This is a genomic window from Rhizobium sp. BK512, from assembly GCF_014194915.1.
Classification (GTDB): domain Bacteria; phylum Pseudomonadota; class Alphaproteobacteria; order Rhizobiales; family Rhizobiaceae; genus Rhizobium.
Map to the genome: position 1 here is coordinate 143663 of NZ_JACIAS010000002.1, position 25747 is coordinate 169409.

Sequence of the window (25747 nt, forward strand, 5' to 3'; positions counted from 1 at the left end):
TACATCGCAGATATGGAAACGCTCTATGTCCTGCTCATATTCGCTGTAGCCATCGCCGCCATCTATCTGGCCGGCAAGTGGAATACATCCGACGCCGACCACTATATGGGCTTCGGCAACCTGCGTTCGCGCGGCAAGCCCAAGGCCTCTGATGGCGACAGGGATGCGGAAAAGGAATGAAGCCCTCATGGGGATGCGACAGGTGGGCCTGATCGGGAAGGCGCGCTGTTTTAGCTGAACATTCTCGCCTTTAAACCCGCGATGACTTCGTCCGACACCTGGCGCAATTCCTCTCGCGAAGCACCATCATAGGCCTGGACGGACAGGCCCTGCAGGACGGCGACGAGATAGCGGGCCAGCGAGAGGGCGTGGTCGCGGTCCAGCCAGTGCTCGAGCGTTGCTGCGATCATGTCGCGCATCGTGTCGCGGCGTTCCGCCAGTTCGCGCGCGAGTTCCGCATGGTCTGGACCGCACTGGATCATGCCGCTCGAGATCATGCAGCCCCGCTCTCCGGCCGGGTCGATGACGGCGTCGATTGCCTTGTGGAGCAGGGTTTCGACGGTCTCCTGAAGGGTCGTGGTGGGTTTGATATCCCAGACAGGCCCGCGCAAGCCGAAATAGCGTTCGAGCGCCTCGCGGTAGAGGCCGGCCTTGCTGCCGAAGGCCGAGTAGAGGCTCGGGGGCGCGACGCCGATTGCCGCCGTCAGGTCGTTCAGCGAGACGCCCTCGTATCCATGCCGCCAGAAGAGCCGCATGGCGATGTCGATCGCCTCGTCCCGGTCGAAGGTACGCGGGCCGCCGCGGCGTGTTTTCACAACCTTATCCATAGCGATCACTAAAGACTGCTTGACAGCAAAAGGCAAGCGGTTAGTTTGTATCGATCACTAAACATAAGGATTTTGGCATGATGAGAATAATGCGCGGCATCTGGGTGGTGGTCCTGCTGGCGGGACTGTCTTCCGTGGCGATGGCCGCGGAGAAGAATTACACGGTGAAGGCGCCCGATGGCGTCGAGATCGCGGTTCAGGAAGCGGGCGATCCCGCCGGGCCGGCGATCGTTTTCATCCACGGCCTGCTCGGCAGCCATCTCAACTGGGACATGCAGGTCGGCAGCCCCGAGCTGCAGAAGTTTCGCCTGATCAGCTACGACATGCGCGGCCACGGCCTGTCGGGCAAGCCTGACGATGCCGAGGCCTATCGCGACGGGCGCCGCTGGGCCGACGATCTCTCGGCGGTTCTCAAGGAGACCGGTGTTCGCAAGCCCGTCCTCGTCGGCTGGTCGCTCGGCGGCGTCGTCATTTCGAACTATCTTGCCGCTTATGGCGACGGCGCCATTGCCGGCGTCGTCTATGTCGACGGCGTGATCGAACTCAATGCTGCGCTGATCACCGCGCATCCCGATGTCTATGCCGGCATGGCCTCGGATGAGCTGAAGGTGCATCTCGATGCTGTAAAAACCTTCCTGGCCCTGTGTTTTGCAACGCAGCCGGATGCGGCAACCTTCGAGCGCCTGCTCTCCAATGCCGCGATGGCCTCATGGATCATGACGCGGACAGTGCCGTCGATGACCGTTTCGGCTGCCGAGGGCCTGGGCAAAGCGCGCGTGCCGGTTCTGCTGCTCTATGGCGGCAAGGACGATCTGGTGAATGTCGAGCCGAGCATCGCCCGCGCCCGGGCGCTCAATCCGGCCGTTCGGGAAAAGATCTATGCGCAGTCGGGCCACGCGCCATTCCTGGAGGAAGCGCCGCGCTTCAACCGCGACCTGGCGGAGTTCCGGGACTCGGTTTCCGGCAAGTGAATTTGGTAAAGGGAGCGGGCAGGGTGCTCGCTCCCTTTCTGCTTCTGTCGCGACATCTTCTCTCGGCGCAAGGCACGCCTCAATATATGGCCCCACGCCCGAGTGCCGCCGATTGCTCCAACGTGATAGCATGGCCGAGCGGATCGGCGTGGCGATGGGCAAGCCGCCACTCTCCGTCCTCACGCCGATAGACGAGCGTCACCCGCAACGCCCAATCCTGTGCGGGCAGGCCGCCGACCTCGACGTGGGCGCGCTCGATGACGGCGAGTACGATCATGTCGGCGCTGGCATAGGTTTGGACGACTTCCTGTTTCAGCGTGCCGTTCCTGAAGAATTGCCGCATGCCATCCCAGGTCTTTTCGGTGAAGCCGGCCTCGTGGGACGGTGTGCCGCCGAAGGGCGACATCAGCGTGAAATCCTGCGTGCGCGGCACGAGCGCCCGGTAGGTGTCGACATCGCCGCGCATCAGCGCGGCATTGGCCTCTTCCGATATCCGGGCGAGATCGGCTGCCGGCATATCGGCCTTGATGTCGCGGACATTGCCGGCAAGGGAGGCAAGACCGGCGGTGCCGGCAACGAGAAGGGATCGTCTTGACGGTGACATGAGATTTCCTTTGCTAGCCTGGTCCTTTGCTAGTCTGGTCCTTTGCCGACCTGGGGTTCAGAAGCGCGGCTGCGGAGCCTGCATGTTCAAACAATGCCGGTTTTCGGATGCTGAAGCCAATGATATGATTTCAGCGATATGCTGAATGAAACTGATCTCGCGCGCGCCGATCTCAATCTCCTCGTGCTTTTCGAAGCCGTCGTCGAGGAGGGCCATGTCGGCCGCGCCGCCGACCGGCTGAACATCTCACCGTCAGCGGTCAGCCACGGGCTTCAGCGCCTGCGGCGGATGCTCAACGATCCGCTGTTCGTGAGGACGCCGAGAGGCGTGGTGGCGACGGCGCGCGCGACGGAGCTTGCAGCACCTGTTGCCGAGATTCTCGCCAGGGTGCGAAGCGTGATAGCGACGGCCGAGCCCTTCGATCCGGCGAGGTCGAGCCGCCGCTTCACGCTGGGGGCGCCGGATGGTGTTTCCGCGGTCTTCCTGTCCGCGCTGCTCTCGGGATTGGAAAAGTCTGCGCCTGAGATCGATATCAGCATACGCCAGCTGCTGCCGGAGCAGGGCGAAAGCGCGCCTGCGCGGGCCTGGCGCAATGCGTTTGGCGAGCTGGAAGCGCGCGCCATGGACATTGCGATCGTGCCTTCCGATGACATTCCGGCGCGCTTCCACAGCCTGACGCTCTATGAGGAGGACTTCGTCATTGCCATGCGCGCCGGTCATCCTTTCGCTGAGGAACCGACGCTCGAGCGCTATGTCGGGATGCGCCACCTCGTCGTTTCACTTGGTGGCGATCCGCACGGTTTCGTCGACACGGCCCTCGAACAGATGGGCTTGAGCAGGCGGATGGCGCTGACGGTGCCAAACTTCATGTTCGCGCTCGCCATCGCCGGCGAGAGCGACATGCTCGTTGCCGTCCCCCGGCGCTTTGCGGCACTCTACGCCCCGCGCTTCGGCCTCACGACGGTGGATGCGCCTTTGCCGCTGCCGCGTTTCCGGCTGAGCGCCGTCGCCCCGCGCGCCGCGATGATGGATGCGGGCCTCAGCTGGCTGTTCGGGATGCTGCAGTCGGCATGCGAGGGTTCTGCGGGATCGGCCTGACCGGGAACGAATGCTCTCGGCCCTGGCGAACAGAATGCTCATCGACTGCTCGCTCCAGATTGTCCCGCCAGTTCGTAGCGGGCGCGGCTCAGGCTGACCAGGCTGGCAATTGCCGCGCAGGCAGCCGACAGGACGACCGCAAATTCGAGCGCGGCAGAGAGCGGCAATGTCGCGAAGATGAGCGACATGGAGATTCCGCCCAGGGTCTGGCCGAGAAGCCGTGCGGTGCCCTGCATGGCGCCTGCCGCACCGCTTCTGGCTTTCGGAGCCGAGAGCAGCAGAATGCGGTTGTTCGGCGTCTGGAACAGGCCGAAACCCAGGCCGGCAATGACAGTGCCGACCAGAAACGCGATGCCTCTCGGATCGGGCGGGCAGAGAACTGCCACAAGGAGGCCGACGCTCAGCAGCGCGCCGCCTGTCGCGCAAAGCCATGCGGTCTTGACGCGGTTTGCCAGACGTCCCGAAAATGGCGCGATGATCGCCGTCGCAACCGGCCAGGGCATCATGTAGAGACCGGCCAGAACCGGGGTCATGTGCAGCCTGTGCTGGAGATAGAAGGGCAGCGCGATATAGCTCAGCATCTGGCCGCAGAAGCAGGATATCGAGGCGATGACCGCCACGCGGAATGCGGGTGCCGCCAGGAGATCGGTCGGAATGATCGGGGCATCGCTTTTGCGTTCCAGGCGCAGCAGGACGACAAGACAAGCTATCGAGGCGGCGATGAGGACCGTGCCGCTTGCCGGCGCGGTTGCTATCCGGTCGGTGCCGCAGAAGAAGAGGATGAACATCGACGTGTTGGCCAGCAAGGCCTTGACGTTCAGCTTTCGCTTCGTGCCCTGCATCTTCTCCAGCAGACCGCCGCTGAGCAGCACGATGATGCCGATCGGTATATTGACCGCAAAGAGCCAGGGCCAGGTCGTGACGGAAAGGATGGCGCCGGCAATGCCTGGACCGGCAGCGGAAGAAATCGCGATGACCATGGCATTGACGCCGATGATCGGACCCAGCATGTGCTGCGGCAAGGCCGAGCGCAGGTTCATCATGGCAAGCGCCATGATCGCGCCCGCGCCGAGGCCCTGGGCGAAACGGGCAAGGATCAGCAGGGAAAGGTCGCCCGCGAAGGCGCAGGCAGCCGAAGCCGCTGTGAACAGCGCGACGCCGATCAGGAAGACTCGCCGCGCGCCATAGACTTCCCCGAGCGCGCCACAGGGAAGAAGGGCGACCAGCACGGCCAGCTGATAGGCTGAGACGACCCATACGGTGCTGCCCGCTTCCACGTGCAGCGAAAGCGCGATCGAGGGCAGGGCGACGTTGGCAATGGCTCCATCAAGAACGACGAGAACAGCCGAGAGAAGGATGAGTGCGATGGCCATGTACTGTCGAGGCGATGCCGGGCCATCCTGAGAAATCGGTGCGGTGGAGGCGAGGGACATTGAGAAACTCCCAGTCGTTATTGGATGGCCGACCAGTTAGGCCTTGACGGCTGCAAGCGCCAGACGCAACGAAATCAAACGACTGTTGCATAAAACGCCATGCCTGAGTAAATTGAGTCATGTCCGATCTCGACCTCAATCTTCTGGTGGCACTGGATGCGCTGTTGCGCGAGAGAAGCGTATCGGCCGCCGCGCGCCGGCTTGGCCTCAGTACATCAGCCATGAGCCGGACACTGTCACGGTTGAGGGCTGCGCTCGGCGATCCGATCCTTGTGCCGGCCGGCGCGGCATGGTCGCAACGCCCCATGCCCTGGCGATTGCCGAAGACGTGCATTCGTTGAATGAAGCTGTGAAAGCGGTGCTCAGTCCGCCGTCGACAGTGGAAATCCGCGAGGTGCGCCGCGATTTCACCATCCGTGCCAATGAGGCGTTCGTGCTTATTTTTGCCGCGGGGCTGAGCGCTGCTGTGGCGAACGCGGCACCAGGCATAAGGCTTCGGTTTGCGCCGCGATCGGACAAGGACGTTCAATCCCTGAGAGACGCGGCCGTGGATCTCGATATCGGCGTCCTGCCGACGGAGAGCGGAGAACTGCGTTGCCAGACCCTTTTTCAAGACCGGTATGTGGGTCTTGCAAGGACAGGACACCCGATTTTCGATGCAGATCCGATCACGGTCGAGAGCTATTCCGCCTGGGGCCACGTACTGTTTTCACCGCACGCGGATTTTGCCGGCCCGGTCGACAGGGCGCTCGCCGAACTCGGCGTCTACCGCGATGTCAGACTGATCGTGCCAAGCTTTCCAACAGTAATCGCGGTTGCGGCGGCATCCGATTTGATCGGCGCGATTCCGAATTCTTATCGCAAATCCGCCGCAACAAGCCAGATCAGGACGTTCGAGCTGCCGGTCGCGGTGCCGGGTTTCGACATCGTCCAGGCGTGGCACCCGCGGATGGATGCAGATCCCGTTCATCGTTGGCTGAGAGCGCTGATCTTCGAGACGTTCAAGTCAATGAACTGAGCGCGCATTCGATAGTGAAAAGGACGGCTATCGGGGCAAGGCAGACGCTGCTCGTCGCCGTGCGCCGGCCGCTTTTGCGCGTGCCGCTTTGATCGCCGATTGACAGACATCACTCCTTGTTCCTGCGCGATCGACGTATTCAGTCGAATATAACGTCGTTGTATACGGCCGAATATCATGCTAGCGGTCGGCTCCATCCTCGAGGACCTACGCCCATGATCTCCCGTCTCGCTTTCGTTGCGAAAATCGCCATTGCTATCAGTGGTTTATTGTTGTCTGCTCCCGCCTGGGCCGACCGTCTGGTTACCGATCAGATCGGCCGACAGGTGCACATCCCTGACGTCGTCAGCCGTGTCGTCATCCTGCAGCACCAGACGCTCAATATCGCCGTGCAGATGGATGCGATGGACAAGGTGGTCGGTGTACTCGACGAGTGGAAGAAGCAGCTCGGCGCCAATTATGTGCGTCTCGCACCACAGCTTCCGAACCTTGCCATGCCGGGTGGCCTCACCAAGGTCAATATCGAGGAGTTGCTGAAGCTGAAGCCGGATGTGGTGTTCGTCACCAACTACGCGCCGGCCGACATGGTCAAGCAGATCGAGGATGCCGGCCTCGCCGTCGTCGCTATCTCGCTGCTCGACGTGCCGCCGGCCGAAGCCGTCAAGCTCAACCCGACGGTCAAGGACGAGCCGGCCGCGATCGACGCTGGTTTTGCGACCGGCGTGCGGCTGATCGCCGAGGTGCTTGACCGCAAGGAAAAGGGCGAGGCGATGATTGCGGTCACCAAGAAGACCCGCAAGCTCGTTGCCGACCGGCTCGCCGACATCCCGGAAGACAAGCGCGTCGCCACCTACATGGCCAATCCGGACCTCTCCACCTATGGCCGCGGCAAATATACCGGCCTGATGATGGAGCGCGCCGGCGCCCGCAACGTCGCGAACTCGATCGCCGGTTTCAAGCAGGTGTCGATGGAAGACGTCCTGACATGGAACCCGGCCGTCATCTTCGTCCAGGAGCGTTATCCGGCCGTCGTCGACGAGATCAGGAAGGCCGATTCCTGGCAGACGATCGATGCCGTCAAGAACGGCAAGGTCTACCTGATGCCGGAATATGCCAAGGCCTGGGGCTATCCGATGCCGGAAGCGATGGCGCTCGGTGAACTCTGGATGGCGAAGGAGCTTTATCCCGAGCGCTTCAAGGATATCGACATGCAGAAGGAAGCGGATGCCTATTACCGGGAGTTCTACCGCACCGACTATCGCCCTGCACAATGAATGACGACGTCTTGCCGCGACGCCCGCCATCGGTGATCATCGCCATACTGGCGGTCACTCTGGCGCTCGTCGCGGTCGCTTCCCTTGGCATAGGCCGTTACGACATTCCGTTCGCGCGGGTAATCGAGATCCTCTGGGCGCCGATTTCCCCGCCGGAGGTGCCGGTAACGCCGACGGAGGCGAATGTCGTCTTCACAGTGCGCATGCCGCGCATCCTGCTGGCGCTTCTGGCCGGCGCGGGTCTCGCACTTTCCGGCGCCACGATGCAGGGCGTGTTCCGCAATCCACTCGTGGGGCCGCAGGTGATGGGCGTCTCCTCGGGTGCTGCCTTCGGTGGTGTGCTCGCCATCCTCTTTAGCTTTCCGCGTTACGGGCTGCTTGGCTCGGCCTTCGTCTTCGGGCTTTCGGCCCTGGTTCTGGTCTATGCGCTGAACGGCATCGTCGCGCGCCGCAACATCCTGGCGCTGGTACTGGCCGGTGTCGTCGTCACCGGCTTCTTCGGTGCGCTCGTCAGCCTTGTCCAGTATCTGGCCGATACGGAAGACAAGCTGCCGGCCATGGTCTTCTGGCTGCTCGGCAGTTTCGCCACCGCCAATTGGGAAAAGTTCCTGCTGATCGCCGCGCCGGTACTGATCTGCAGCTTTCTGCTGCTCGGCCTGCGCTGGCGCATCAATCTGCTCTCCATCGGTGACGAGGATGCCCGCGCCCTCGGCGTCAATGTCGAGCTGCTCCGTTGGCTGATCCTGATCCTCGTCTCCTGCATCGTATCGGCGCAGGTGGCCGTCAGCGGCGTTATCGGCTGGGTCGGGCTGGTCGTGCCGCATATGGCGCGCATGCTGGTCGGCCCCGATCACCGGGTGATGATGCCGGCCTCGCTAATCATCGGCGCGCTTTACCTGCTGATAATCGATACCGTCGCCCGCACTGCCACAGCCACTGAAATCCCGCTCGGCATCCTGACCGCGCTGATCGGCACGCCGGTCTTCGCGCTGGTGTTGAAGCAGACCCAGAGAGGCGCACGTGGATTCTGATCCGGTCATGCTGCGCATCGAGGCCGTCAGCCAGTCCTATGACGGCGAGCACTGGCAGTTCCGCGATCTCGACTTCGACCTGAGGGCAGGTGAGATCACCGCTATCCTGGGGCCGAACGGGCGCGGCAAATCGACATTGCTGCGGGTTCTGGCGGGACTTCTGAAGCCGACCTCCGGCCGGATGGAGCTCAATCGGGGCACCGGCTTCGTACCGCAGGAATTCATCGGCTCCTTTCCCTATTCGGTACTGGATGTGGTGCTGATGGGCCGCGCCCGGCATATCGCGGTTTTCCAGACGCCGCGAAAGCGCGATGTGGAAAAGGCGATGGAGGCACTCAGCGCCACCGGCATGGCCGACTACGCGTCGCGCAATATCGAGGCTCTGTCCGGTGGCGAGCGCCAGCTCGTGCTGATTGCCCGTGCACTTGCGGGTGAGAATGCGGTTCTGTTGCTCGACGAGCCGGCTTCCGCGCTCGACCTGAAAAATCAGGATGTCGTGCTCTCCCTGCTCAGCGAATTGGCCGACCGTGAAAAGCTCGCCATTGCCTTTACCACTCATCAGCCCAACCACGCGGTTGCCGTGGCTGACAAGGTGCTGCTCATGCTGCCACAGACGAGAACCGTCTTCGGCGCGACCGAAGAGGTGATGACGGAAGCCTATCTGGAAGCGCTTTACGGCATTCCGATCCTGTCCGCGCGCCTCGGCAGCGGTGAGCGCGAAGAAACCGCTTTCGTACCGCTCTTCCGGCGAAGAGACCGAAAAGGAGAACGTCGATGACCCAATCCGTGAAGGTCCTCTCCGCCGGCAGCATGCGGCATGCATTTCCTGCCATCATCGGCGCTTTCGGGCAGATGACGGGTATCGGGATTTCGCTGTCACTTGGACCTGCCGGCCTGCTGCGCGAACGGATCGAGGCGGGCGAGGCATTCCATCTTTTTGCTTCGGCCAATATGGCGCATCCGCGACGTCTCGCTTCCCTCGGCATCACGGAAGAGCCTGTCTGCTTCGCGCGCAATCGGCTTTGCGTGATCGCACGCGCCGATCTCGGCCTCACGACGGAGAATTTTCTCGACATCCTCTCAGATCCCCAGGTGAAGATCGGCACATCGACGCCGGGCGACGATCCGTCCGGGGACTACGCCTTCGAGGTTTTCGACCTTGTGGAGGCGCAGCATCCAGGCATGGGCGTGGCGCTGAAAACCCGCGCGCGGCAACTGGTCGGCGGCCGCAATTCGCCGCCGACACCGCCCGGCAAGGGCGGCGGCTATCTGATCACTGACGGCGAGGCCGACCTTTTCCTGAGCTATTATTCCAACGCCCGGCTGCTGGAGACCGATCCAGCTTTCCGCGTCGTGGAAATCCCGGCGGAATTCTCTCCCGGGGTCGAATATGGTTTGGGGCTGTGCAAGGGCGCTCCGGACGATGCGAGAGAACTGCGGGATTTTCTCCTGTCGGATCAAGGGCAGGAGATATTGAAAGGAGCAGGCTTTTCGCGGGTCGGTTAGATTCTGCAGATGCAATCCTCATGTGCCTGACCGTTCGGTGGATCGCAGCCATACGCGATAACCGAAACGCCACCATTGAACTCTCTCGCAAAAACTTGGCCGATCCCCGGCATTTGTTGGCAGCTTCGCGAAATCCGGCTTCGGCGCGGAATGCTAGGCTCGTCTCACTTGCTTCACTCTCGAAAGGCCTTGCCTGTGCTTCTGGATCGTTCCCGCCTGCCTGTCGTCTTCATCCGCACCGAGGCTAATGCCGAAACTCCCATCAATGATCAGATCGAGGCTCTCCTGGAGGAGCGGCGGCCTTTCGTGCTGGTCACGGATCACGCACCCGACGATCATGACGAGGACACGCAGGAGGAGCGCAAGGAGCGGGCGCTGTTCTTCAAGAAGATCAAGGACCGGATGAGGGCCTATTGCCGCGGCATGATCGTCATCGATGGCGGCAGGCCGATGTCGCCCGCCATCAAGATCGCGGCGGTCACGGCCGGAAAGGCCTTCGGCTTCGCGATCGTCTTTGCCACGGACGAGGAGGAGGCGGAGCGCAAGGGGCGCAGCCTGCTCGGCAGCAGGGACGATGCCTGGTTACTCTGAATCCGGCTTCTGAGATAAAGCAATGCTCCGTCGGTTGAGCTCGCAATGGGGATCCGCAATGGATATTCCGGATAGATTTGACCCCGCGCGGATCGACGATGTGTCGCGCCCGGCCTTCAGCTTCATCACCGAGACGACATTCATCGGCGAGTCCGAGTCGCATCGCCACCAGAAGGCGCAACTGCTCTACGTGATCAGCGGCGTGCTGACGATGAGGGCGGCCGGCGGTGTCTGGACGGTGCCGCCGAATTGCGCGCTGTGGATTCCGGGCGGCACCGCCCATAGCGGGCGCGTCTGCGGCCATGTCAGGATCGGTAATCTCTATGTCGACGCGAAACTGACCGACGGACTGCAGGACGAGTGCGGCATTCTCTTCGTCCAGCCTTTCCTGCGCGAGCTGATCTTTCGGCTGGAGCCGCGCCCGGATGGTCCGGATATCGCGCCCGAACGGCTTAACCGTCTGGTGGGCGTGCTCCTCGATGAGCTGCGTGCCGCGCCGCTCGAGCCGATCCATCTGCCGATGCCCGCCGACCGCAGGCTGCAGCGGCTCGCCGAGGCGATGGTCGCCGAGCCCGGCCTGCGCTTCACCATAGACGAATGGGGCGCGCGGGTCGGCGCCAGCAACCGCACGCTCAGCCGCCTGTTCCAGCGGGAGACGGGCATGTCCTTCATGCGCTGGCGCCAGCAGCTGCATATCGGCGTGGCGCTTCAGCGGCTGGCGGCCGGGCAGCTCGTGACCGTGATCGCCGGCGATCTCGGCTATGAAAGCGTCAGCGCCTTCATCGCCATGTTCCGCCGCATGCTCGGAACGACGCCGACGCGCTATTTCAGCGACCAGATGCCGGCGAGCCAGCACAGGCTGGAAATCACGGCGGGCTTGCGGACGGAGCCGGGCGAGCGCGACGGCGGGGATGTTGCCAAGGGGTCGGCATCCAATCTGGTACCGTTCAGGCGGGAGCCGAATTGATATTTCCTGGCGCGGCCTAGAATAGCAGATCCACATTGTCATGAGACCGGGTGAGGGGCCGGCCTTCCAGGAAACGGCAAGGACCGGGGCCGGCTGCCGTTGCCTGCAGCACCGAGACATCGCCTGAAGGGCTGATGTGAAGCGCCGACAGGATATTCGTTGCAAAGGCGCCGGTATCGATGGCAATCCGGTTCGGGAAGATCTCGACGCGTTCGCTCGCGGTGATCGTGTGCCCGTGAACGACGATCTTGCCAAATGAAGCGCTGGCATTCAGGAACTCGCCGCGTATCCACATCAGCGCCTGCGCCTCCTGTTCGGCCAGGGCAATGCCGGGCTTCAGGCCGGCATGGACGAGGATGTGGTGGTCGAGCTCGACATAGCGCTCGGCATCGCGCAGGCATTGCAGGCGTTCGTCTCCGAACCGGCTCCGGATTTCCTCTGCAGTGATGGATGCCGCAAGGGGCAGGCCGAAGGAGAGCATCGTCTCGCTGCCTCCGAGATCTCGCCAGTGGCTGACAAGATCTGCCCGCGCGACCGGGTCCGTCTCGTCGAGGATCAGAAGCGGGATGGCGTCATGGTTGCCGCATATCAGTTTCGAGCCCGGCCTGTCGCGCAGCGTCCGGATGACGAGATCCAGCGCCCTGCGGCTTTCCGGCCCGCGATCCATGATGTCGCCGAGGAAGACGATCCGGTAATCGATCCCTTCGTCACGCGCCTTGCCGGCAATGCCTGAGAGCATCTCCTCCAGCAGGTCGGCGCGACCGTGGATATCGCCGATGGCGAATGTGTGCAGAGAAGCGTTCCCGGTCATCGATGGCTGGCTCCGTTATGGCATTTGGTATGGCATTGTTCGTGAGCCGCGCCAAGCTGGAGACCGGGGGAACAGGGCGGGCCGCCGAAATAGATTTGCGCGATGTTTGCGGGCGATTGTGGTTTGGAAAAGACCCCGCCCCAAACCCCTCCCCACAAGGGGGAGGGGCTTAACGTGCGGCTGCCTTTTTCCTTCACATCTTTAGCGTCTCGGGAGAGAAACGCCGCGCTCAGGGTCAGTCCCTCCCGCTTGTGGGGAGGGGTTGGGGAGGGGTTTTCTTTCGGGCTGCAGACCGGACAGAAAGTTCCGCCGGCTCGCCGGGGCCGAACGCCGAACCAATCCGCTCACGAGGGTTTCCCGGCCCTCTTGACCAGCCGCCACCGGCCTTGTCCGATCGCCTGGCGATTGGCGATCTTTTCGGGCGCAGTGCCGGTCAGCACGGCCTTTATGTCGTCGCGCATCTGCGGGAAGACCCGGTAATATTGATGGTTTTCCGGCTCCGATGCAGAAAGCACGGCGCTGACGTCGACGGCCGATACCTTGTCGCTGATCGTACCCATATTGTCGGGACCGTCGGCGCCGAGGCGCGGGCCGTTGAATTTCGTGCCGCTGCTGAGCGTGCTCAGGATCCAGTCCTTCTCGGAATAGTAGACGGTGATCGACCGGCAGATCCGGGGCAGGAACTTGAACTTCGCGGGATCGTCGAAGGCGTCGGCATCCTCGTCGGCGGCGGCCAGGATCACCTTGTCGAAATAGCGGCGGAGCGGCGATGACGGCGCGCCGTCGAGCGAGGTCATGGCGTTGACGGCCGAAAGCGTTGGGGAGGCGGGTTCGGGCAGTTTCATCAGCGCCTGCAGCGCGTTGCGCATCACATAATTGCCCATGCTGTGGCAGATCAGGTGGATGGCCTGGTCGCAGCGCTCCTCCTCGCTGAGCTTGTCGACGAAATCGCTGAGGCGGCGCAGGGTTCTGGCGATCGCGATGCCGGATGCCGCCGCGGTCTTGCGGTCATGGGCATAATCGCCGAAGGGTGTCGGTATGGGCAGGAGCGAGGCGAGCGACGGCCAGGAGAAGACGAACATGTTGACGTCGAGCCCGTAGAAGGCGCTCAGCCAGCCGGCGCGCTCGATGGAATCGACGAAACTGTTGCTGAAACCATGGATGAAGGCGATCGTCGGCTTGTTGTCGGCCTTCATCGAGGCGCGGATGGCATCGAAGATCGTGTCGCTGCCAAGCGTCGGCGCCTCGCCCTCGGCAAAGAGAAGCTGCTGGCTGGCCACGGCGAGCGAGCCCGGTACCATCACATTGGTCTTCCTCGACAGATTGACGTCGACCTTGGCGCTGCCATAGCGCACATCGATGCCGCTGGTCGGCCCGAGCTCGGTGCCGAAACCGATGATGCGCTGATGCTGCGGATCGGTGGGATCGAGCAGCGGCTGGCGATTGGTTGCGAAGTAAACCGTCTTGATCATGATCTTCTTCGCCTCTCGACGACGCGACCGTGCGGCTATCGTTGCATGATTAACGCGATAGCAAGCGGACAGTAAATCCCGCCACGACTGGCGTATTAGTTACGCCGATCCGTGTGGATTTGCAGTATTCAATTTTTCTTTGAATATTTCCTCAAGAATTAGCTAATGCATTCTAGTGAGGATTGCAACAGGAATCAGGTTATCCCGGAAGCCGTCCGTGAATTCATGTTGTTCCGGCTGATCCATGCGAAGAACCGCTGACGATCCACCAACTGATCTGACTTGGAGCGAATGACTGCTTTCGGCTCCTTTGCGGACACTCCAATGACCGGAGTTTCGCGCGCGGCCTCCAGAGCTGGCTCGACTGGCAGGATAGACGTCGATGAGGATTAGCGCTGCGTTACCGCTTGAGCGGGACACACGCTGCAACTCCTCTCGAGCTTTTCCAAAGCGCCAGCACCGGCCCAGCTTTCAAAGCCATATGCCTTGACGCGTTGTCTGATGAGGCAGCAGTCGGCGCGACCGGCCAAGGCCGGCTCAAGCGGATAATCGGTCCAAAACCTTTCTGCAGGCTTCCAGTAGCCCAGAACATCGAGCAGCGACACGCCGAAATAATATTCGTCTGCGAAGGAGTCCCCGTAACCAGGGTTGTGCCGATAGGTGCCGTCCGGGTTCAGAGTGTTTTCGAATGACCAAAGCAACATCTGGCGGATTTCATCGCGGGCCGTCCTGCGCTCCTCCTCGCTCATGTGGGGCCAGCCGAACTTGAAGATTGAGGCGACATCATAGAGGTTGTGGTTGGTAAACTTCCCACCGCTGCGCCACCCGAACGGATAGGGATCGTCCTTGATGGCAAGCGTCGTCCTGATGATCTCCGGCCAATGATCCACTTCGCCCTTGCTGTATCGCACGACATGAAATGTTATGCTGAGATCGGTGGTCTTGCGTATCTTGCCATCGATGACGTACCAGGCCCCCCAATAGCCAGTTGCGGTATCCTGTGAGCCGTGGATAAAAAACCATGCAGCCTCGCGTGCTTCATCCCAGTCTATGCTTTCGTCGAGCGCTACGTAGCCGGAAAGTATATCCTGGAGATCACGCTTGTAGGCTGCCGTCGAGTAACTCGTCATCAAGCTGCTTAGCTCGCCACGGTTGTCGATGCCGGTGTTTTCGATGTCCGAGATCAGCAGGCTCTGCAGATAGTTGATGAGTTCACGGCCGGTGCGCAGCCTCGGGCGCAAACGATAGTGAGGGGGTTCCCCCTGGCTTGTGAGAAGGCCGATCGCCGTTGCCGTCGCGCCTACTCGCATGAACCATTGATCGTAGCAAAGTCCCCAGAAGCCATCGACCGGCGATTGCTCGCTGGCAAAGTTCTGGTCTTTATCCTGCAAGCTCCGCTCGATGCGCTCCAGCTTGTCCTCCAGCGCATTCCAGTTTGCCGTATAGCCGAGCAGCCACTTTGCCTCGAGATACAGTTGCTCCGAGCATTGCAGAGTGTTGCCCGCAGCTTGTTCGGCAGCGATCCCGGCCGCGAGTGCTTCGAGGCGCTCCGCATAGTGCTGACGCCGTTCTCGATAATTGGGGTCAAACGCCTCGAACTCGCGAACAATGATGTCTCGCATGCCGCCTTGGTCCGCGAGCGCGACTGACGGGAAGCCGTAGAAAATTGCGACGACCCCCGAAAGCGCCAGCAGCATCTGCCGAAACCCTGCAGCAATGCGGCGACTCCACAGCGCATGTGCCATTGTCTCCTCCACATTCGCCAGGTGGTCCCGTTGCGCTACGACGACGGCTAGCCGCTTTGCTTTCGCGGAACTCCCACGCGTAGCTGTGCCAGAATTGCGTTCGATGACGTTAAGGGGAGATTATACTTCCAGCCCATGAAAAGAGGAAGATTTTACGACGGCGGGCGCAAAGCTCCCCGAGGATATGGAGAAGTGAGTTGACGGCGAATGCAGCCGATATTCGCGATCACCCTCGCACCAGCGACTGCCTCGCCACCTCGATCACCGTCCGCGTCAGGCCCGCAAGCCGGTCTGCGGCGAGCCGGCTGATCTGCCAGTAGAGGACGACATCGAGAGGCGTGTCCGGAATCAACTCGACGAGGCGGCCGGCCTTGATGTGGGCCTCGGTCAGCTGGATCGGGTTCATGCCCCAGCCCATGCCGAGCAGGGCGGCATCGAGAAAGCCCTGTGTGGCCGGCAGCCAGTGGGTCGGCACGTTGACGTCGGTCTTGAGCGTGCGGCGGATCCATTGCGCCTGCAGGCGGTCCTTCTGGTTGAAGGTGAAGGAAGGGGCGCGGGCAAGTGCTTCCGGGGTGACGCCGTCGGGGAAATAGCGGCGCACGAATTCGGGGCTGGCGGCGGCGTGGTAGCGCAGCGCGCCGAGCGAGTAGCGGCGGCAGCCGGCGACCGGCTTTTCCATGCTGGTGACGGCGGCGATGACGCGGCCGCGCTCCAGCCACTCGGCCGTGTGGTCCTGATCCTCGATGGAGATGTTGAGCAGGTAGTTCGAGCTTTTCGAGAAATCGGCCATCGCCTCCAGAAACCAGGCGCCGAGGCTGTCGGCGCTGGTGGCGATCTGCAGCGTGACGCGCTGTTCGGGATTGTCGCGGTCGCTCAGCGCCGGCAGGTGCTCCAGCAATTCGCTTTCGAGCATGCCGACATTTTCCATGTGGCGGCAGAGCCAGTCGCCCTTTTCCGTTGCCGTGCACGGCGTTGCGCGCACGACGAGGGCGGCACCGACGCGCTCTTCCAGCTGCTTGATGCGCTGGGAGACGGCAGAGGGCGTGACGTTCAGGATGGCGGCGGCCCTTTCGAAGCTGCCGGTCTGGACCACGGCAAGCAGGACACGAAGGGCAGGATAATCGATCATGGGTAAGCTGCGCTTAATTGACGTAAGGATGATTAATTAGCCTAATCCGGTCGATCGGTCTACGGAGCGTTGCAACAACGCGACGGAACCCTCTGATATCATGGACATCTCGACCTATTTCACCGGCATGGTGGCCGGCCTCAGCCTGATCGTGGCGATCGGCGCGCAGAATGCCTTCATCCTGCGCCAGGGCTTGCGCAACGAATATGTCTTTGCCGTCTGCCTTGCCTGCGCGCTTTCGGATGCGATCCTGATCGTCATCGGCGTCACCAGCCTGGCGCAGGTGGTGAAGCTCATGCCCTTTCTCGATCCGGTCATGCGTTATGGCGGGGCGGCGTTCCTCATCTGGTATGGGGCGAAAAGCCTCTATTCGACGGTCTGGTCTTCGGGCACGCTGCAGGTTGCAAACGGGGCAGGGGCAAGCTTCGGCAAGACCATGGCCATGTGCCTGGCGCTGACCTGGCTCAATCCGCATGTCTATCTCGATACGGTGATCCTGCTCGGCACGATCTCGACGCGTTTTGCCGGCCATCAAGCCGCCTTTGCCGCGGGGGCGGCGAGCAGCTCCTTCCTGTTCTTCTTTTCTCTGGGATATGGTGCGGCCTGGCTTCGTCCCATCTTTTCACGGCCGGTTTCCTGGCGCATTCTCGAAACCATCATCGCTTGCGTGATGTGGCTGATCGCGTTCAAGCTGCTGAACGGCATGTGACGGCCGCACGCGCACCAATCACGACCTTGGGAAACCGGAATGACCGTCGATCCGCACCACCTTGCCCTTGTCTTCACCGCCTATATCATCGCCGCAGCCAGCCCCGGTCCCAGCAATATGCGCATCATGGGTGTCGCCATGCATCAGGGGCGCCAGTCGGCGCTGATGATTGCCGCGGGCGTCGTCAGCGGCTCGCTCTTCTGGGGCTCGATGGCGGCAACAGGGGTTTCGGCCGTTCTGGCGCAATATGCCCAGGCGCTCGTTGTCCTGAAGATAGCCGGCGGGCTCTACCTCATGTTCCTCGCCTACAAGGCCGGCAAATCCGCCATGACCTCGGATGAGAAGCAGGGCAGGCCGCTCGACGCCCTCAAGCCGGCCTCGGGCTTCAGCCTTTATCGCCGCGGCCTGCTGATGCACCTGACCAACCCGAAGGCGCTGCTCGGCTGGATCGCGACCATGACGCTCGGTCTCGGCCCGGGTGCGACGCCGGCGACCGTCGCCGTCATTCTTGCAGGCTGCGCCATTCTCAGCATCACCATCTTCTGCGGTTATGCGCTGGTCTTCTCCACCGCGCCGATGATCCGCATGTATCGCCATGCGCGGCGCTGGATCGAGGGCACGCTGGCGCTCGTCTTCGGTGCCGCCGGCATGAAACTCCTGCTGTCACGCGCATAAGAAGGAAGTTCCCGATGCCGCTTTTCCATGGCCTTTCCGCCTTTCCGATCACGCCGGCCGATGCCTCGGGCATTGTCGATACCGGCGCGCTCGCCACGTTGCTCGGCCGCATTGAGGCCGCGGGCGCAGATTCCATCGGGTTGCTCGGCAGCACCGGCGCCTATGCCTTCCTGTCGCGCCAGGAGCGGCGCCGGGCGGTGGAAGCGGCCATGTCTGCCGTTGGCGGCAAGATCCCTGTCATCGTCGGTGTCGGCGCGCTCCGGACGGATGAGGCGCAGGCGCTCGCCAGGGATGCGCGGGAGCTTGGGGCGGATGGCCTGCTGCTCGCGCCGGTCTCCTATACGCCGCTCACCGACGACGAGGTCTACGAGCATTTTGCCGAAGTCGCCGATGCCGGGCAGCTGCCGCTCTGCATCTACAACAATCCGGGCACGACGAAATTCACCTTCAGCGCCGAGCTGATCGCCCGGCTTGCCAGGCTTGGCACCGTCAAGGCGGTGAAGATGCCGCTGCCGGCCAATGGCGATATTGCAGGCGAGATCAAAAGTCTCCGTACGGTGACGCCGGATGGTTTCGCGCTTGGCTATAGCGGCGACTGGATTGCGGCGGATGCGCTGCTCGCAGGCGCCGATGGCTGGTACAGCGTCGTTGCGGGTCTGCTGCCCGCCGAGGCGCTGAAGCTGACGAGGGCCGCGCAGGCCGGTGACACCGCGGAGGCGGGACGCATCAACGATGCCTTCACGCCACTCTGGGCGCTGTTCAAGGAATTCGGCAGTTTCCGTGTCATGTATACGATTGCCGATCTCATCGGCCTCGGCCGGTTTTCGCCGCCGCGCCCGGTGCTCGGCCTTGCCGAGGCCGCACGCGGGCGGGTGCGCGAGGCGCTTGACAGCCTTGGTGCGGCAGTCGGCCGGTAGAGCAGTTCCGCTGCCGGAATGCTCCGGCCAGCGGGAGTGGTTTCCAAGACGCGGAGTGATAGCCAGGGCCGGGCCGCGGCTATGCCCGCAGGATTTTCTCCATCGCCTTTCCCCTGGCGAGCTCATCGACGAGCTTGTCCAGGTAGCGGATCTCCCGCATGGTCGGCTCCTCGATCTCTTCGACGCGCACGCCGCAGACGACACCAGATATCAGAGACCGGGACGGGTTCATCGCCGGCGCCTGCGCAAAGAAATCCTCGAAGCTGGTTTTCTGCGCCAGCTGATCGTCCAGGCTCTCCGGGCTGTGCCCCGTCAGCCAGCAGATGATTTCATCAACTTCCGCTTTGGTGCGGCCCTTCTTCTCGGCCTTGGCGACATAGTGAGGGTAAACGCTTGCGACGCTGACCGAATAGATACGATGCTTCGTCATGCCTCCTCCGTGACGGTGCTGATCTCGCGATGGCGCAGACAGCTTTGCCGTTGCGCGATCTTCTCAGACGCCATGATAGACGAGGCGCGTGAACAATTCAGGGGTGACAAGGAACTGCCCCCATTTCGCATCGAATTCGGCTGTCGGCTTTGCGGCAAGGACCTCGTCGATCGGCTTTCCGGCGGCTTTCAGTTTGGCGACGTTCCCGCGAATATCGACCAGCATCGTCCTGTACTCGGTGAGTTCCGATTTGTTGCTGACGGGATGGCCGTGACCGGGGATGACGATCGTGTCGTTGGCGACATTGGCCAGGATGTCGTCGACCGCCTTGATCAGTCCGTCGATTCCGCCACCGGTCGAATAGTCGATGAACGGATAGATGCCGTACCAGTAGAGGTCTCCTGCGTGGACGATGTTTGCTTCGCCGAAGGTGACGGAGATGTCGCCATCGGTGTGAGCATTCGGATGATGCTTCAGCATCAGGGTGGATTTGTCGAGCTTGAGGGACATCTCGTCGCCAACGGTTTCCGAAGGCACGGCGGCGAGCGGCGGTCGCGGGAATTCGTAATCCCAGTCTTCGACCCTCACGACCGACATCAGGTGTTTGCAGGTGTTTTCATGCGCCAGAATGGCCGCGCCCTCGGCGTTCAGCCATGCATTGCCATCCGTATGATCGAAATGCCAGTGGGTGTTGATGAGGTGAGTGATCGGCTGTTTGCCAAGTCGGGCGAGGGCCTCGAGTACCCGCGGCCGGGACGCGGTGATGCCGCCATCGATAAAAACCTTTCCGTCGGCGCCGGTCAGGACGGCGATGTTTCCGCCCGATCCTTCGAGGATCGATACGCCGGCCCTTGCCTTATGGACCTTGATCGGCTCCTTGGCGGCGGAGTCGCGGATTATATCGACGATGCCCTGAGCCTTCGCGAATACCTGTTTCGGGCTGAGCCAGCCTCCGGATGCAGCGAATGTCGTGGCGGCCACGCAGCAGAGACAAAAACCGCGACGGGAAAGTCTGAAATCCTGGGTCACTTGGCAGGTCCTTTCCGGAATGGCGGCGGCGCTCCAGGGTCAGGCTGAAGCCGCTTCCCCGCCTTGGTTGATGATTTCGGGATGTGTGGAGCCCATGCCGTAGAGCAGGCGATTGCGCAGTTTGCGCGTGCTGTTTTTCTTGATCAGTTTGATAGACGAAAAGGCGATGCCGGCGATGAGAACGATCTGGTCGTCATCGTCGTGTCCGGGAGCCGCAGACGGCCCATCAGATCGTTGTTCCCCTCGCATGACAGACCCCGGACGGAAGCTTTCAATGCAGTCGCGGGAATGTACAATATCAGAAAATTGCACGCAATCATCCGGCCGACCTTCGCGGATACCGTTCTTCGGGTTGGCGGAACCCATGGCCGCTTGCGGTGATCCAGGCCGATATCGATCACTCTCGAATTTCGGTCGAGCCAGGTTCTTATACGCCGGCCGCCACAAATCGCAGATGGAGATGACTCTTTTTGCCTCGTTGGAACGTCGTTGTTGCGACCGTCGTCGAACGGTCGGACCCGACCCGAATGAGGATGAGAGATGGATCTGGACGGAAAGCGAATTGTTGTTGTCGGCGGCAGCCGTGGTTTGGGGAGGGGGCTTGCCGAGGCATTCGTGGCGCGCGCGGCCGAGGTCACGGTGGTTGCCCGGAACGTGACGGCCATGCAGGAGGCGGGCGAACAACCGGTCTTCACGGCCCTGTCGGCTGATGCAACCGATGTCGATGCGGCATGGCGCATCATGGAAGACAGGCGACCCGATCTCGTCATCATGAATGCCGGTGCGGAACCGCCCATGGAGCGGATCGACCGGATCGGCTGGGAGGCATTCACCACCAACTGGAATGTGGACGTCAAGGCCGCGCTGCATTGGGTACAGGCTGCCCTGACCCTGCCGATGGCGCCGGGCGGGCTTGTCGTGCTGGTTTCCAGCGGAGCCGCCGTGCAGGGCTCGCCGCTGTCTGGCGGTTATGCGGGCGCGAAGCGCGCGCAGTGGTTCATTGCGAAATATGCCGAGGGCCTGTCGGCGCAGCTTGGCCTGGGCTTGCGCTTCCGGGTGATCGTTCCCCGGCAGATGTTTGCCGGAACCGGTGTCGGCGATACCGGCATCGGAGCCTATGCCGTGGCGGCGGGTCGGACATTTGCCGAGCAGGCGGCCACCTGGCCGGACATGACGCCACGGGCTTTTGGCGATATGGTCGCCGACCTGATCGGCAGGACTGATCTCGCCGAGGCGATGGTCTACGCGGCGCGCGGAGATACGGGAGTGACGGTCATCGAATGACGGAAGACGCTGCCCTCAAGGACGAAGAGAGGAAAACTCTGCTGGCAGTGCTCGCGAGCGAAGCGGATGCGCTTCGCCCCGAGCTGCATCGCTATGCGGCGCGTCTGGTGGGGTCCGTCATCGACGGTGAGGATGTGATCCAGGAGGCGTTTGCCAGGGCATTTGCGACGGCGAGCTCGATCCCGCCGGATACGCCTCTGCGCCCCTGGCTGTTTCGCGTCGTCCATAACAAGGCCATCGATACCTTGCGCCAGCGCAGTACGCGCCGGGCCGAGCCCCTTGAGATGGCCATTAATCTCGCCGATATCGGCGCCGTCGGCCCGGAGGAGGCGCTGATCCGGCAGGATACGGTGCTGATAGCGCTCGGCCATTTTGCAGAATTGCCGGTGCCGCAGCGCAGCGCCGTCATCCTCAAGGACGTACTCGGAGAGTCGCTTGCGGATATCGCAGCGCTGCTCGACTTGAGTGTCGATGCCGTCAAGGCGCATCTGTCGCGCGGCCGGGCGAGCTTGCGCGCCGTCTCCGACATGCGGCGCGAGGTTGCGCCACCGCCCAGTCCGGAAGCCCTGAACTTTGCAGCGCTGTTCAACGCCCGGGATTGGGACGCCTTGCGCCGCCTGCTGGCCGACGATGTCCGGCTGCGTCAGGCGCGCCGGCCGGAAATCTCCGGTGCCGCCGATGTCGGCCGGTTCTTCACATATTATGCCGAATATCCGCCGGTCAGGATCGAGCCGGCCTGGCTGGAAGGCCGGGAAATATTGCTGGTATCGGCCGAAGCGCCCGACGGTCCGTCCTATTTCATGCTGCTCGAGTGGCGGGGGCAGAAGATAAGCCTGATCCGCGACCATCGCTATGCGACCTATGTCATCGAGGGTGCCGACGTCATGCCGGCAGCATAGTGGTGACCCGGAGTGATCGAGCGCTTTGCGGCGGTCGATGCCATGCCCCTGCCTATAGTGATGTGACGAGCGTTTCCGGCTTCAGATCATATGACCGCTGAACCAGGCCGGCACGCGTGCCGAGACCATCGGTTGTCGCCCGCGTCCATACCTGCAGCGACTGCTCGCGAACGCCGTCTGCGAGTTCCGGCGCAACGATGTTGCGGAAGAGCTGCGATTTGCCTGCGATCACGTCGGCGATGGCGTTGAAGACGGTCGACGGCTCGAACTGTTCGAAGGGGAAGGCCAGCTTGTCGTAGTCGAACACGCGCTCGTCCGGGTCGTCGTTCCAGCTCTTCGGGGCCAGGAACCCGGCATCGTTGAAACCGGTGAGATAGGGGCCGGGGTTGATGACCGCCACCTCCACGCCGAATTCCTGGAGCTCCATGGCCATTGTCTCTGCTATGGCCTCGAGTGCGTGCTTCGAGGCACCATAGGCGCCGACGAACGGGCCTGAAAGGATGCCGACGACCGACGACATGAAGATGATCCTGCCGCTGCGCCGCGCGACCATCTTGCGCGCTATTCCCTGGGTGAGCTGCACCGGGCCGAAGACATTGACCTCGAACTGTCGCTGCATGTTTTCAGGGGGGATGTCGATGATGGCGCCGCCCTCGATAATGCCGGCGCCGTTGACAAGCACGTCGATGTCCCACGATGCGGCGCGCCTGCGATCGCCCTCATTGGTGACGTCGAGCTTCTCGATGCGCAGGGCGAGGCCGTGGTTCCTTGCCTGGATCTCCAGCGCGCGGAGCTGCGGATAGTTCTCGACGCAGGCAATCACCTCGTGACCGCGCCGCACGAGCTCGATGGCCGCACCGTTGTTAAGGCCGCTGCCGGCACCTGTGATCATGATGGTGGTCATTGTTGCCTCCCGCAATTGGATCAGTTGCCCGAGAGGGCCTTGGCGGCCATTTGGGCCACGTCCTCGTCCTGCTCGCCGTTGCCGCCACTGGCGCCAACCGCGCCCACGACCTCTCCATCAATGCTAACAGGCACGCCGCCGGGAAAGATGATGGCGCGGCCGTCAAGGCCATTGGCAATGCCGTAAAAGTCTCCGTGGGGCTGGGCAATCGTGGCGATGAAGCTCGTCGCGAGGCGGGTGGAGATGGCGGTGTAGGCCTTGTTATAGGCCAGCGCGACGCTCGAAAGCGAGGCGCCGTCCATGCGCGCCTGCGCGATGACGGTTCCGCCGACATCGACAACGCAAATCGTGCTGGGCGAGCGGATCTCGGACGCACGGGCGATGCCGGCCCTGATGATTTGGTCCGCCTCGGCGAGACCGAGGCTCTTGAGCGTGATCATGGTCTTGTCCTCTCGATATCGATTGGGATGGATGGTGAATTGATGCCTATCCCGGCTGTTGGGCCGCTACGCGTCGCAACGCTTCTTCGTAGTCGCTCGGCCTGCTCGCTCCGGAGATGCGGTATTTCTGCTGAAGGATGAGGGTCGGCACGGAGCGAATGCCGCGGCTATGCCAATCCGCTTCAGCGGTTCGGACCTTGTTGGCGTAAGCGCCGGATGTGAGGATCTCGCGGGCCGCCGAAGGATCGAGCCCCACCACCTGCGCCGCATTGGCAAGGACATCGAGATTGGACACATCTGCACCATAGGTGAAGTGCGCTGCAAAAAGTACGAGCTCGAGGCCGATCTGGCGCTTCTCAAGTTCGGCCCAATGAACCAGCCGGTGCGCGTCGAACGTGTTGTAGAGACGCCGACTGTCGATCGACGCCATATCGAAGCCGACCTCGGCCGCTCTCGCACGGATGGTTTGACGATTGCGCGCGGCCTCCGCTGCCGACAGGGCATATTTCCGCCCGACATAGGCAGTGCTGTCTTCACCGCCTTCCGGCATTGCGGGGTCGAGCTCGAAGGGCTGAAATGAGATCTTCACCTCTATCGAATCCTGCACGCGTTTCAGCGCCGCAAGGAGACTGTGCAGGCCGATCGCGCACCAGGGGCAGACGATATCGGAGATAAACTCCACCTCGACCGATCGCTTCAATGAGATCATGGACCCTCCAGGCATGACGCCTTTCCTTGGCCGTCGGCCACGCGGATGTCCCGTGACAGCAACTCTTTGGCCACTGACAGACAAGATCGGGGAGCGGGGGCGAATATTCCCAAGCCATCGAAGAAAGATCGCAACCAACTGAAAACAAGAGGGGATTTTTGCAATCCTGCTGACTGTCCTTCGAAGCGAATGGCCGCGAGCTCTACTCGGCGTAAAGCTGGCTGTTGGATGCCAGTGACGTCCTATCGTTCGGGAGCGGCACGTAAAAACGAGGCAAGGGTCGCGATTTCTCTGAGGCTGCGCGGGCGATTGCCGACGAGTGGGTGTAAGCTGACGCACCATTGAGCACAGGAGGTAGCGTCAATGCCGCGTTTTCTTGCCGTTTACACCATGAAGCCCGAAGACTTTGCGTCCTTCCGAAAGCTGACCAAAGCCGAGCAGGATGCGATCGATACCGTTGGCGTTGCACGGTGGGCGGCGTGGGAGGAAAAAAATGCTGCGTCCATCCTCGATCGAGGTGGCATGGTCGGCAAGACGACACGCATAACCAGGGACGGCATCGCCAAAGCCTTCAATCCACTCTGCGGCTATCTCGTGGTGGAGGCGGAAACTGCCGATGCCGCCGCACGATTGTTCGAGGACCATCCGCACATCACCGTGTTTCCCGGTGACGGCGTGGATATCATGCCCTTCGTAACCTGAGCGCTTGCGGGCGAGCATCACCCATTTGCAGTCATCTCTCGAGCGGGCGAAGGCGGGCGACGTTTGCTTCCGTCTCGAAAACAGAGGAAATCACATGCAGATAGCCGCGCTACCGGAACCGCCATACTATATGGTCAGCTTCACCTCGCAGCGAACAAACGTCGACGATGGATATGGCGAGATCGGCTACTCAATGACCGAACTTGCGAGCCAGCAACCGGGGTATCTTGGCTTCGAAAGCGCGCGCGGGGCAGATGGCTTTGGAATACTGGTCTCTTTCTGGAAGGACGAAGACAGTATCCGCGCATGGAAAGCCCTCATCGACCATGCCGAAGCACAACGAAGAGGCCGCGAAGAGTGGTACTCGAAATACGAAATTCGCGTCGCTCTCGTGCAGCGCGCCTACGGATTTGACGGCGAGGGCCGACAGATGGCGAGTGCCACATAAAGGAAGCGGTTCGGCTTTTCCTGGACCTCTTGATCCGGTCACGGCCGTCTATTCACCTACCTGTTTCCAGCAGACACCAAGCTTGACCGCGCTCGTGAAACCTTTCGATTGGTAATCCGTTTTC

The 25747-nt window shown here is 62.1% G+C and carries 29 protein-coding genes and 1 pseudogene; 17 read left to right on the plus strand and 13 right to left on the minus strand.

The annotated features are described in order from the left end of the window. Positions 1 to 12: 12 nt before the first annotated feature. Positions 13 to 180, plus strand: a complete 168-nt coding sequence (locus tag FHX06_RS06595; RefSeq protein WP_183878580.1) for a hypothetical protein — start codon at positions 13 to 15, stop codon at positions 178 to 180. Positions 181 to 230: 50 nt separating this feature from the next. On the opposite strand, the gene FHX06_RS06600 is transcribed toward FHX06_RS06595, so the two are convergent. Then, positions 231 to 827: a TetR/AcrR family transcriptional regulator gene (locus FHX06_RS06600; RefSeq protein WP_183878581.1), complete on the minus strand. Its 597-nt coding sequence runs from the start codon at positions 825 to 827 to the stop codon at positions 231 to 233. Positions 828 to 904: 77 nt separating this feature from the next. On the opposite strand from FHX06_RS06600, the gene FHX06_RS06605 reads away from it, so the two are divergent. Continuing rightward, entirely contained in the window at positions 905 to 1798 is an 894-nt protein-coding gene (locus FHX06_RS06605; protein ID WP_183878583.1) for an alpha/beta fold hydrolase, read from the plus strand. Positions 1799 to 1877: 79 nt separating this feature from the next. Here the strand turns inward: FHX06_RS06605 and FHX06_RS06610 are convergent, their stop codons facing one another. Beyond that, complete coding sequence (locus FHX06_RS06610; RefSeq protein ID WP_246715505.1) at positions 1878 to 2402, minus strand: YybH family protein; 525 nt, start codon at positions 2400 to 2402, stop codon at positions 1878 to 1880. A gap of 138 nt (positions 2403 to 2540) precedes the next feature. Here FHX06_RS06610 and FHX06_RS06615 point away from each other — a divergent pair, with 138 nt between their 5' ends. Beyond that, on the plus strand, positions 2541 to 3500 hold the full coding sequence (locus FHX06_RS06615; RefSeq protein ID WP_183878585.1) for a LysR family transcriptional regulator: 960 nt from the start codon (positions 2541 to 2543) through the stop codon (positions 3498 to 3500). A 38-nt stretch (positions 3501 to 3538) separates the two neighbouring features. On the opposite strand, the gene FHX06_RS06620 is transcribed toward FHX06_RS06615, so the two are convergent. After that, positions 3539 to 4873 carry an MFS transporter gene (locus tag FHX06_RS06620; RefSeq protein WP_183879188.1) on the minus strand — a complete coding sequence of 445 codons (1335 nt, stop codon included), beginning with the start codon at positions 4871 to 4873 and terminating at the stop codon, positions 3539 to 3541. Between the two features lie 179 nt (positions 4874 to 5052). Between FHX06_RS06620 and FHX06_RS06625 the strand changes: the two are divergent. From FHX06_RS06625 to FHX06_RS06655, 7 genes and pseudogenes are all read left to right on the plus strand, one after another. After that, positions 5053 to 5951 (plus strand): annotated as a pseudogene (locus tag FHX06_RS06625) (LysR family transcriptional regulator). 215 nt (positions 5952 to 6166) lie between these two features. Further along, positions 6167 to 7225 carry an ABC transporter substrate-binding protein gene (locus FHX06_RS06630; RefSeq protein ID WP_183878587.1) on the plus strand — a complete coding sequence of 353 codons (1059 nt, stop codon included), beginning with the start codon at positions 6167 to 6169 and terminating at the stop codon, positions 7223 to 7225. 11 nt (positions 7226 to 7236) lie between these two features. Then, positions 7237 to 8256, plus strand: coding sequence for a FecCD family ABC transporter permease (locus FHX06_RS06635; protein ID WP_409564340.1), 1020 nt, complete (start codon positions 7237 to 7239; stop codon positions 8254 to 8256). Next, positions 8246 to 9034: an ABC transporter ATP-binding protein gene (locus FHX06_RS06640; RefSeq protein ID WP_312866458.1), complete on the plus strand. Its 789-nt coding sequence runs from the start codon at positions 8246 to 8248 to the stop codon at positions 9032 to 9034. Before FHX06_RS06635 ends, FHX06_RS06640 begins: the two co-directional genes overlap by 11 nt. Beyond that, entirely contained in the window at positions 9031 to 9762 is a 732-nt protein-coding gene (locus FHX06_RS06645; RefSeq protein ID WP_183878591.1) for a molybdate ABC transporter substrate-binding protein, read from the plus strand. The genes FHX06_RS06640 and FHX06_RS06645 overlap by 4 nt, the downstream gene beginning before the upstream one ends. A gap of 195 nt (positions 9763 to 9957) precedes the next feature. Beyond that, a complete protein-coding gene (locus FHX06_RS06650; RefSeq protein ID WP_113211596.1) occupies positions 9958 to 10353 on the plus strand; it encodes a hypothetical protein in 396 nt (131 codons plus the stop codon). A 58-nt stretch (positions 10354 to 10411) separates the two neighbouring features. Beyond that, positions 10412 to 11320: an AraC family transcriptional regulator gene (locus FHX06_RS06655; RefSeq protein ID WP_183878593.1), complete on the plus strand. Its 909-nt coding sequence runs from the start codon at positions 10412 to 10414 to the stop codon at positions 11318 to 11320. 16 nt (positions 11321 to 11336) lie between these two features. Here the strand turns inward: FHX06_RS06655 and FHX06_RS06660 are convergent, their stop codons facing one another. From FHX06_RS06660 to FHX06_RS06675, 4 genes are all read right to left on the minus strand, one after another. Continuing rightward, positions 11337 to 12131: a metallophosphoesterase gene (locus FHX06_RS06660; protein WP_183878595.1), complete on the minus strand. Its 795-nt coding sequence runs from the start codon at positions 12129 to 12131 to the stop codon at positions 11337 to 11339. Between the two features lie 344 nt (positions 12132 to 12475). Continuing rightward, complete coding sequence (locus tag FHX06_RS06665; protein WP_183878597.1) at positions 12476 to 13603, minus strand: alpha/beta hydrolase; 1128 nt, start codon at positions 13601 to 13603, stop codon at positions 12476 to 12478. Positions 13604 to 13992: 389 nt separating this feature from the next. Next, positions 13993 to 15348 (minus strand): hypothetical protein, encoded by a 1356-nt coding sequence (locus FHX06_RS06670; protein WP_183878599.1) that lies wholly within the window; start codon positions 15346 to 15348, stop codon positions 13993 to 13995. Between the two features lie 226 nt (positions 15349 to 15574). Continuing rightward, on the minus strand, positions 15575 to 16477 hold the full coding sequence (locus FHX06_RS06675) for a LysR family transcriptional regulator ArgP (RefSeq protein ID WP_183878601.1): 903 nt from the start codon (positions 16475 to 16477) through the stop codon (positions 15575 to 15577). Positions 16478 to 16577: 100 nt separating this feature from the next. Between FHX06_RS06675 and FHX06_RS06680 the strand changes: the two genes are divergently transcribed. The 3 genes from FHX06_RS06680 to FHX06_RS06690 are packed head-to-tail and all read left to right on the plus strand — an operon-like array spanning position 16578 to position 18778. Beyond that, a complete protein-coding gene (locus FHX06_RS06680) occupies positions 16578 to 17186 on the plus strand; it encodes a LysE/ArgO family amino acid transporter (protein ID WP_183878603.1) in 609 nt (202 codons plus the stop codon). 39 nt (positions 17187 to 17225) lie between these two features. Beyond that, a complete protein-coding gene (locus tag FHX06_RS06685; protein ID WP_113016016.1) occupies positions 17226 to 17861 on the plus strand; it encodes a LysE family translocator in 636 nt (211 codons plus the stop codon). A gap of 14 nt (positions 17862 to 17875) precedes the next feature. Then, positions 17876 to 18778: a dihydrodipicolinate synthase family protein gene (locus tag FHX06_RS06690; protein ID WP_183878605.1), complete on the plus strand. Its 903-nt coding sequence runs from the start codon at positions 17876 to 17878 to the stop codon at positions 18776 to 18778. Positions 18779 to 18857: 79 nt separating this feature from the next. Here the strand turns inward: FHX06_RS06690 and FHX06_RS06695 are convergent, their stop codons facing one another. The 3 genes from FHX06_RS06695 to FHX06_RS06705 all read right to left on the minus strand — a co-directional run bounded on the left by FHX06_RS06695 (position 18858) and on the right by FHX06_RS06705 (position 20603). Continuing rightward, on the minus strand, positions 18858 to 19208 hold the full coding sequence (locus FHX06_RS06695; RefSeq protein WP_112971939.1) for a DUF2200 domain-containing protein: 351 nt from the start codon (positions 19206 to 19208) through the stop codon (positions 18858 to 18860). 63 nt (positions 19209 to 19271) lie between these two features. Further along, a complete protein-coding gene (locus FHX06_RS06700; RefSeq protein WP_312866460.1) occupies positions 19272 to 20237 on the minus strand; it encodes an MBL fold metallo-hydrolase in 966 nt (321 codons plus the stop codon). 39 nt (positions 20238 to 20276) lie between these two features. Further along, complete coding sequence (locus FHX06_RS06705; RefSeq protein ID WP_183878607.1) at positions 20277 to 20603, minus strand: hypothetical protein; 327 nt, start codon at positions 20601 to 20603, stop codon at positions 20277 to 20279. 174 nt (positions 20604 to 20777) lie between these two features. On the opposite strand from FHX06_RS06705, the gene FHX06_RS06710 reads away from it, so the two are divergent. After that, complete coding sequence (locus FHX06_RS06710) at positions 20778 to 21521, plus strand: SDR family NAD(P)-dependent oxidoreductase (protein WP_183878609.1); 744 nt, start codon at positions 20778 to 20780, stop codon at positions 21519 to 21521. After that, positions 21518 to 22420 carry a sigma-70 family RNA polymerase sigma factor gene (locus FHX06_RS06715; protein ID WP_183878611.1) on the plus strand — a complete coding sequence of 301 codons (903 nt, stop codon included), beginning with the start codon at positions 21518 to 21520 and terminating at the stop codon, positions 22418 to 22420. The genes FHX06_RS06710 and FHX06_RS06715 overlap by 4 nt, the downstream gene beginning before the upstream one ends. Before the next feature lie 52 nt (positions 22421 to 22472). Here the strand turns inward: FHX06_RS06715 and FHX06_RS06720 are convergent, their stop codons facing one another. Genes FHX06_RS06720 through FHX06_RS06730 form a run of 3 tightly spaced genes read right to left on the minus strand, consistent with a single transcriptional unit; the run spans position 22473 to position 24473 of the window. Beyond that, entirely contained in the window at positions 22473 to 23324 is an 852-nt protein-coding gene (locus FHX06_RS06720) for an SDR family oxidoreductase (protein ID WP_183878614.1), read from the minus strand. A 20-nt stretch (positions 23325 to 23344) separates the two neighbouring features. Next, on the minus strand, positions 23345 to 23764 hold the full coding sequence (locus FHX06_RS06725; RefSeq protein WP_183878616.1) for a GlcG/HbpS family heme-binding protein: 420 nt from the start codon (positions 23762 to 23764) through the stop codon (positions 23345 to 23347). A 46-nt stretch (positions 23765 to 23810) separates the two neighbouring features. After that, positions 23811 to 24473: a DsbA family oxidoreductase gene (locus FHX06_RS06730; protein WP_210300470.1), complete on the minus strand. Its 663-nt coding sequence runs from the start codon at positions 24471 to 24473 to the stop codon at positions 23811 to 23813. 363 nt (positions 24474 to 24836) lie between these two features. On the opposite strand from FHX06_RS06730, the gene FHX06_RS06735 reads away from it, so the two are divergent. Continuing rightward, positions 24837 to 25175 (plus strand): hypothetical protein, encoded by a 339-nt coding sequence (locus tag FHX06_RS06735; RefSeq protein ID WP_183878618.1) that lies wholly within the window; start codon positions 24837 to 24839, stop codon positions 25173 to 25175. A 94-nt stretch (positions 25176 to 25269) separates the two neighbouring features. Next, positions 25270 to 25623 (plus strand): antibiotic biosynthesis monooxygenase family protein, encoded by a 354-nt coding sequence (locus FHX06_RS06740; protein WP_183878620.1) that lies wholly within the window; start codon positions 25270 to 25272, stop codon positions 25621 to 25623. Positions 25624 to 25747: the final 124 nt, after the last annotated feature.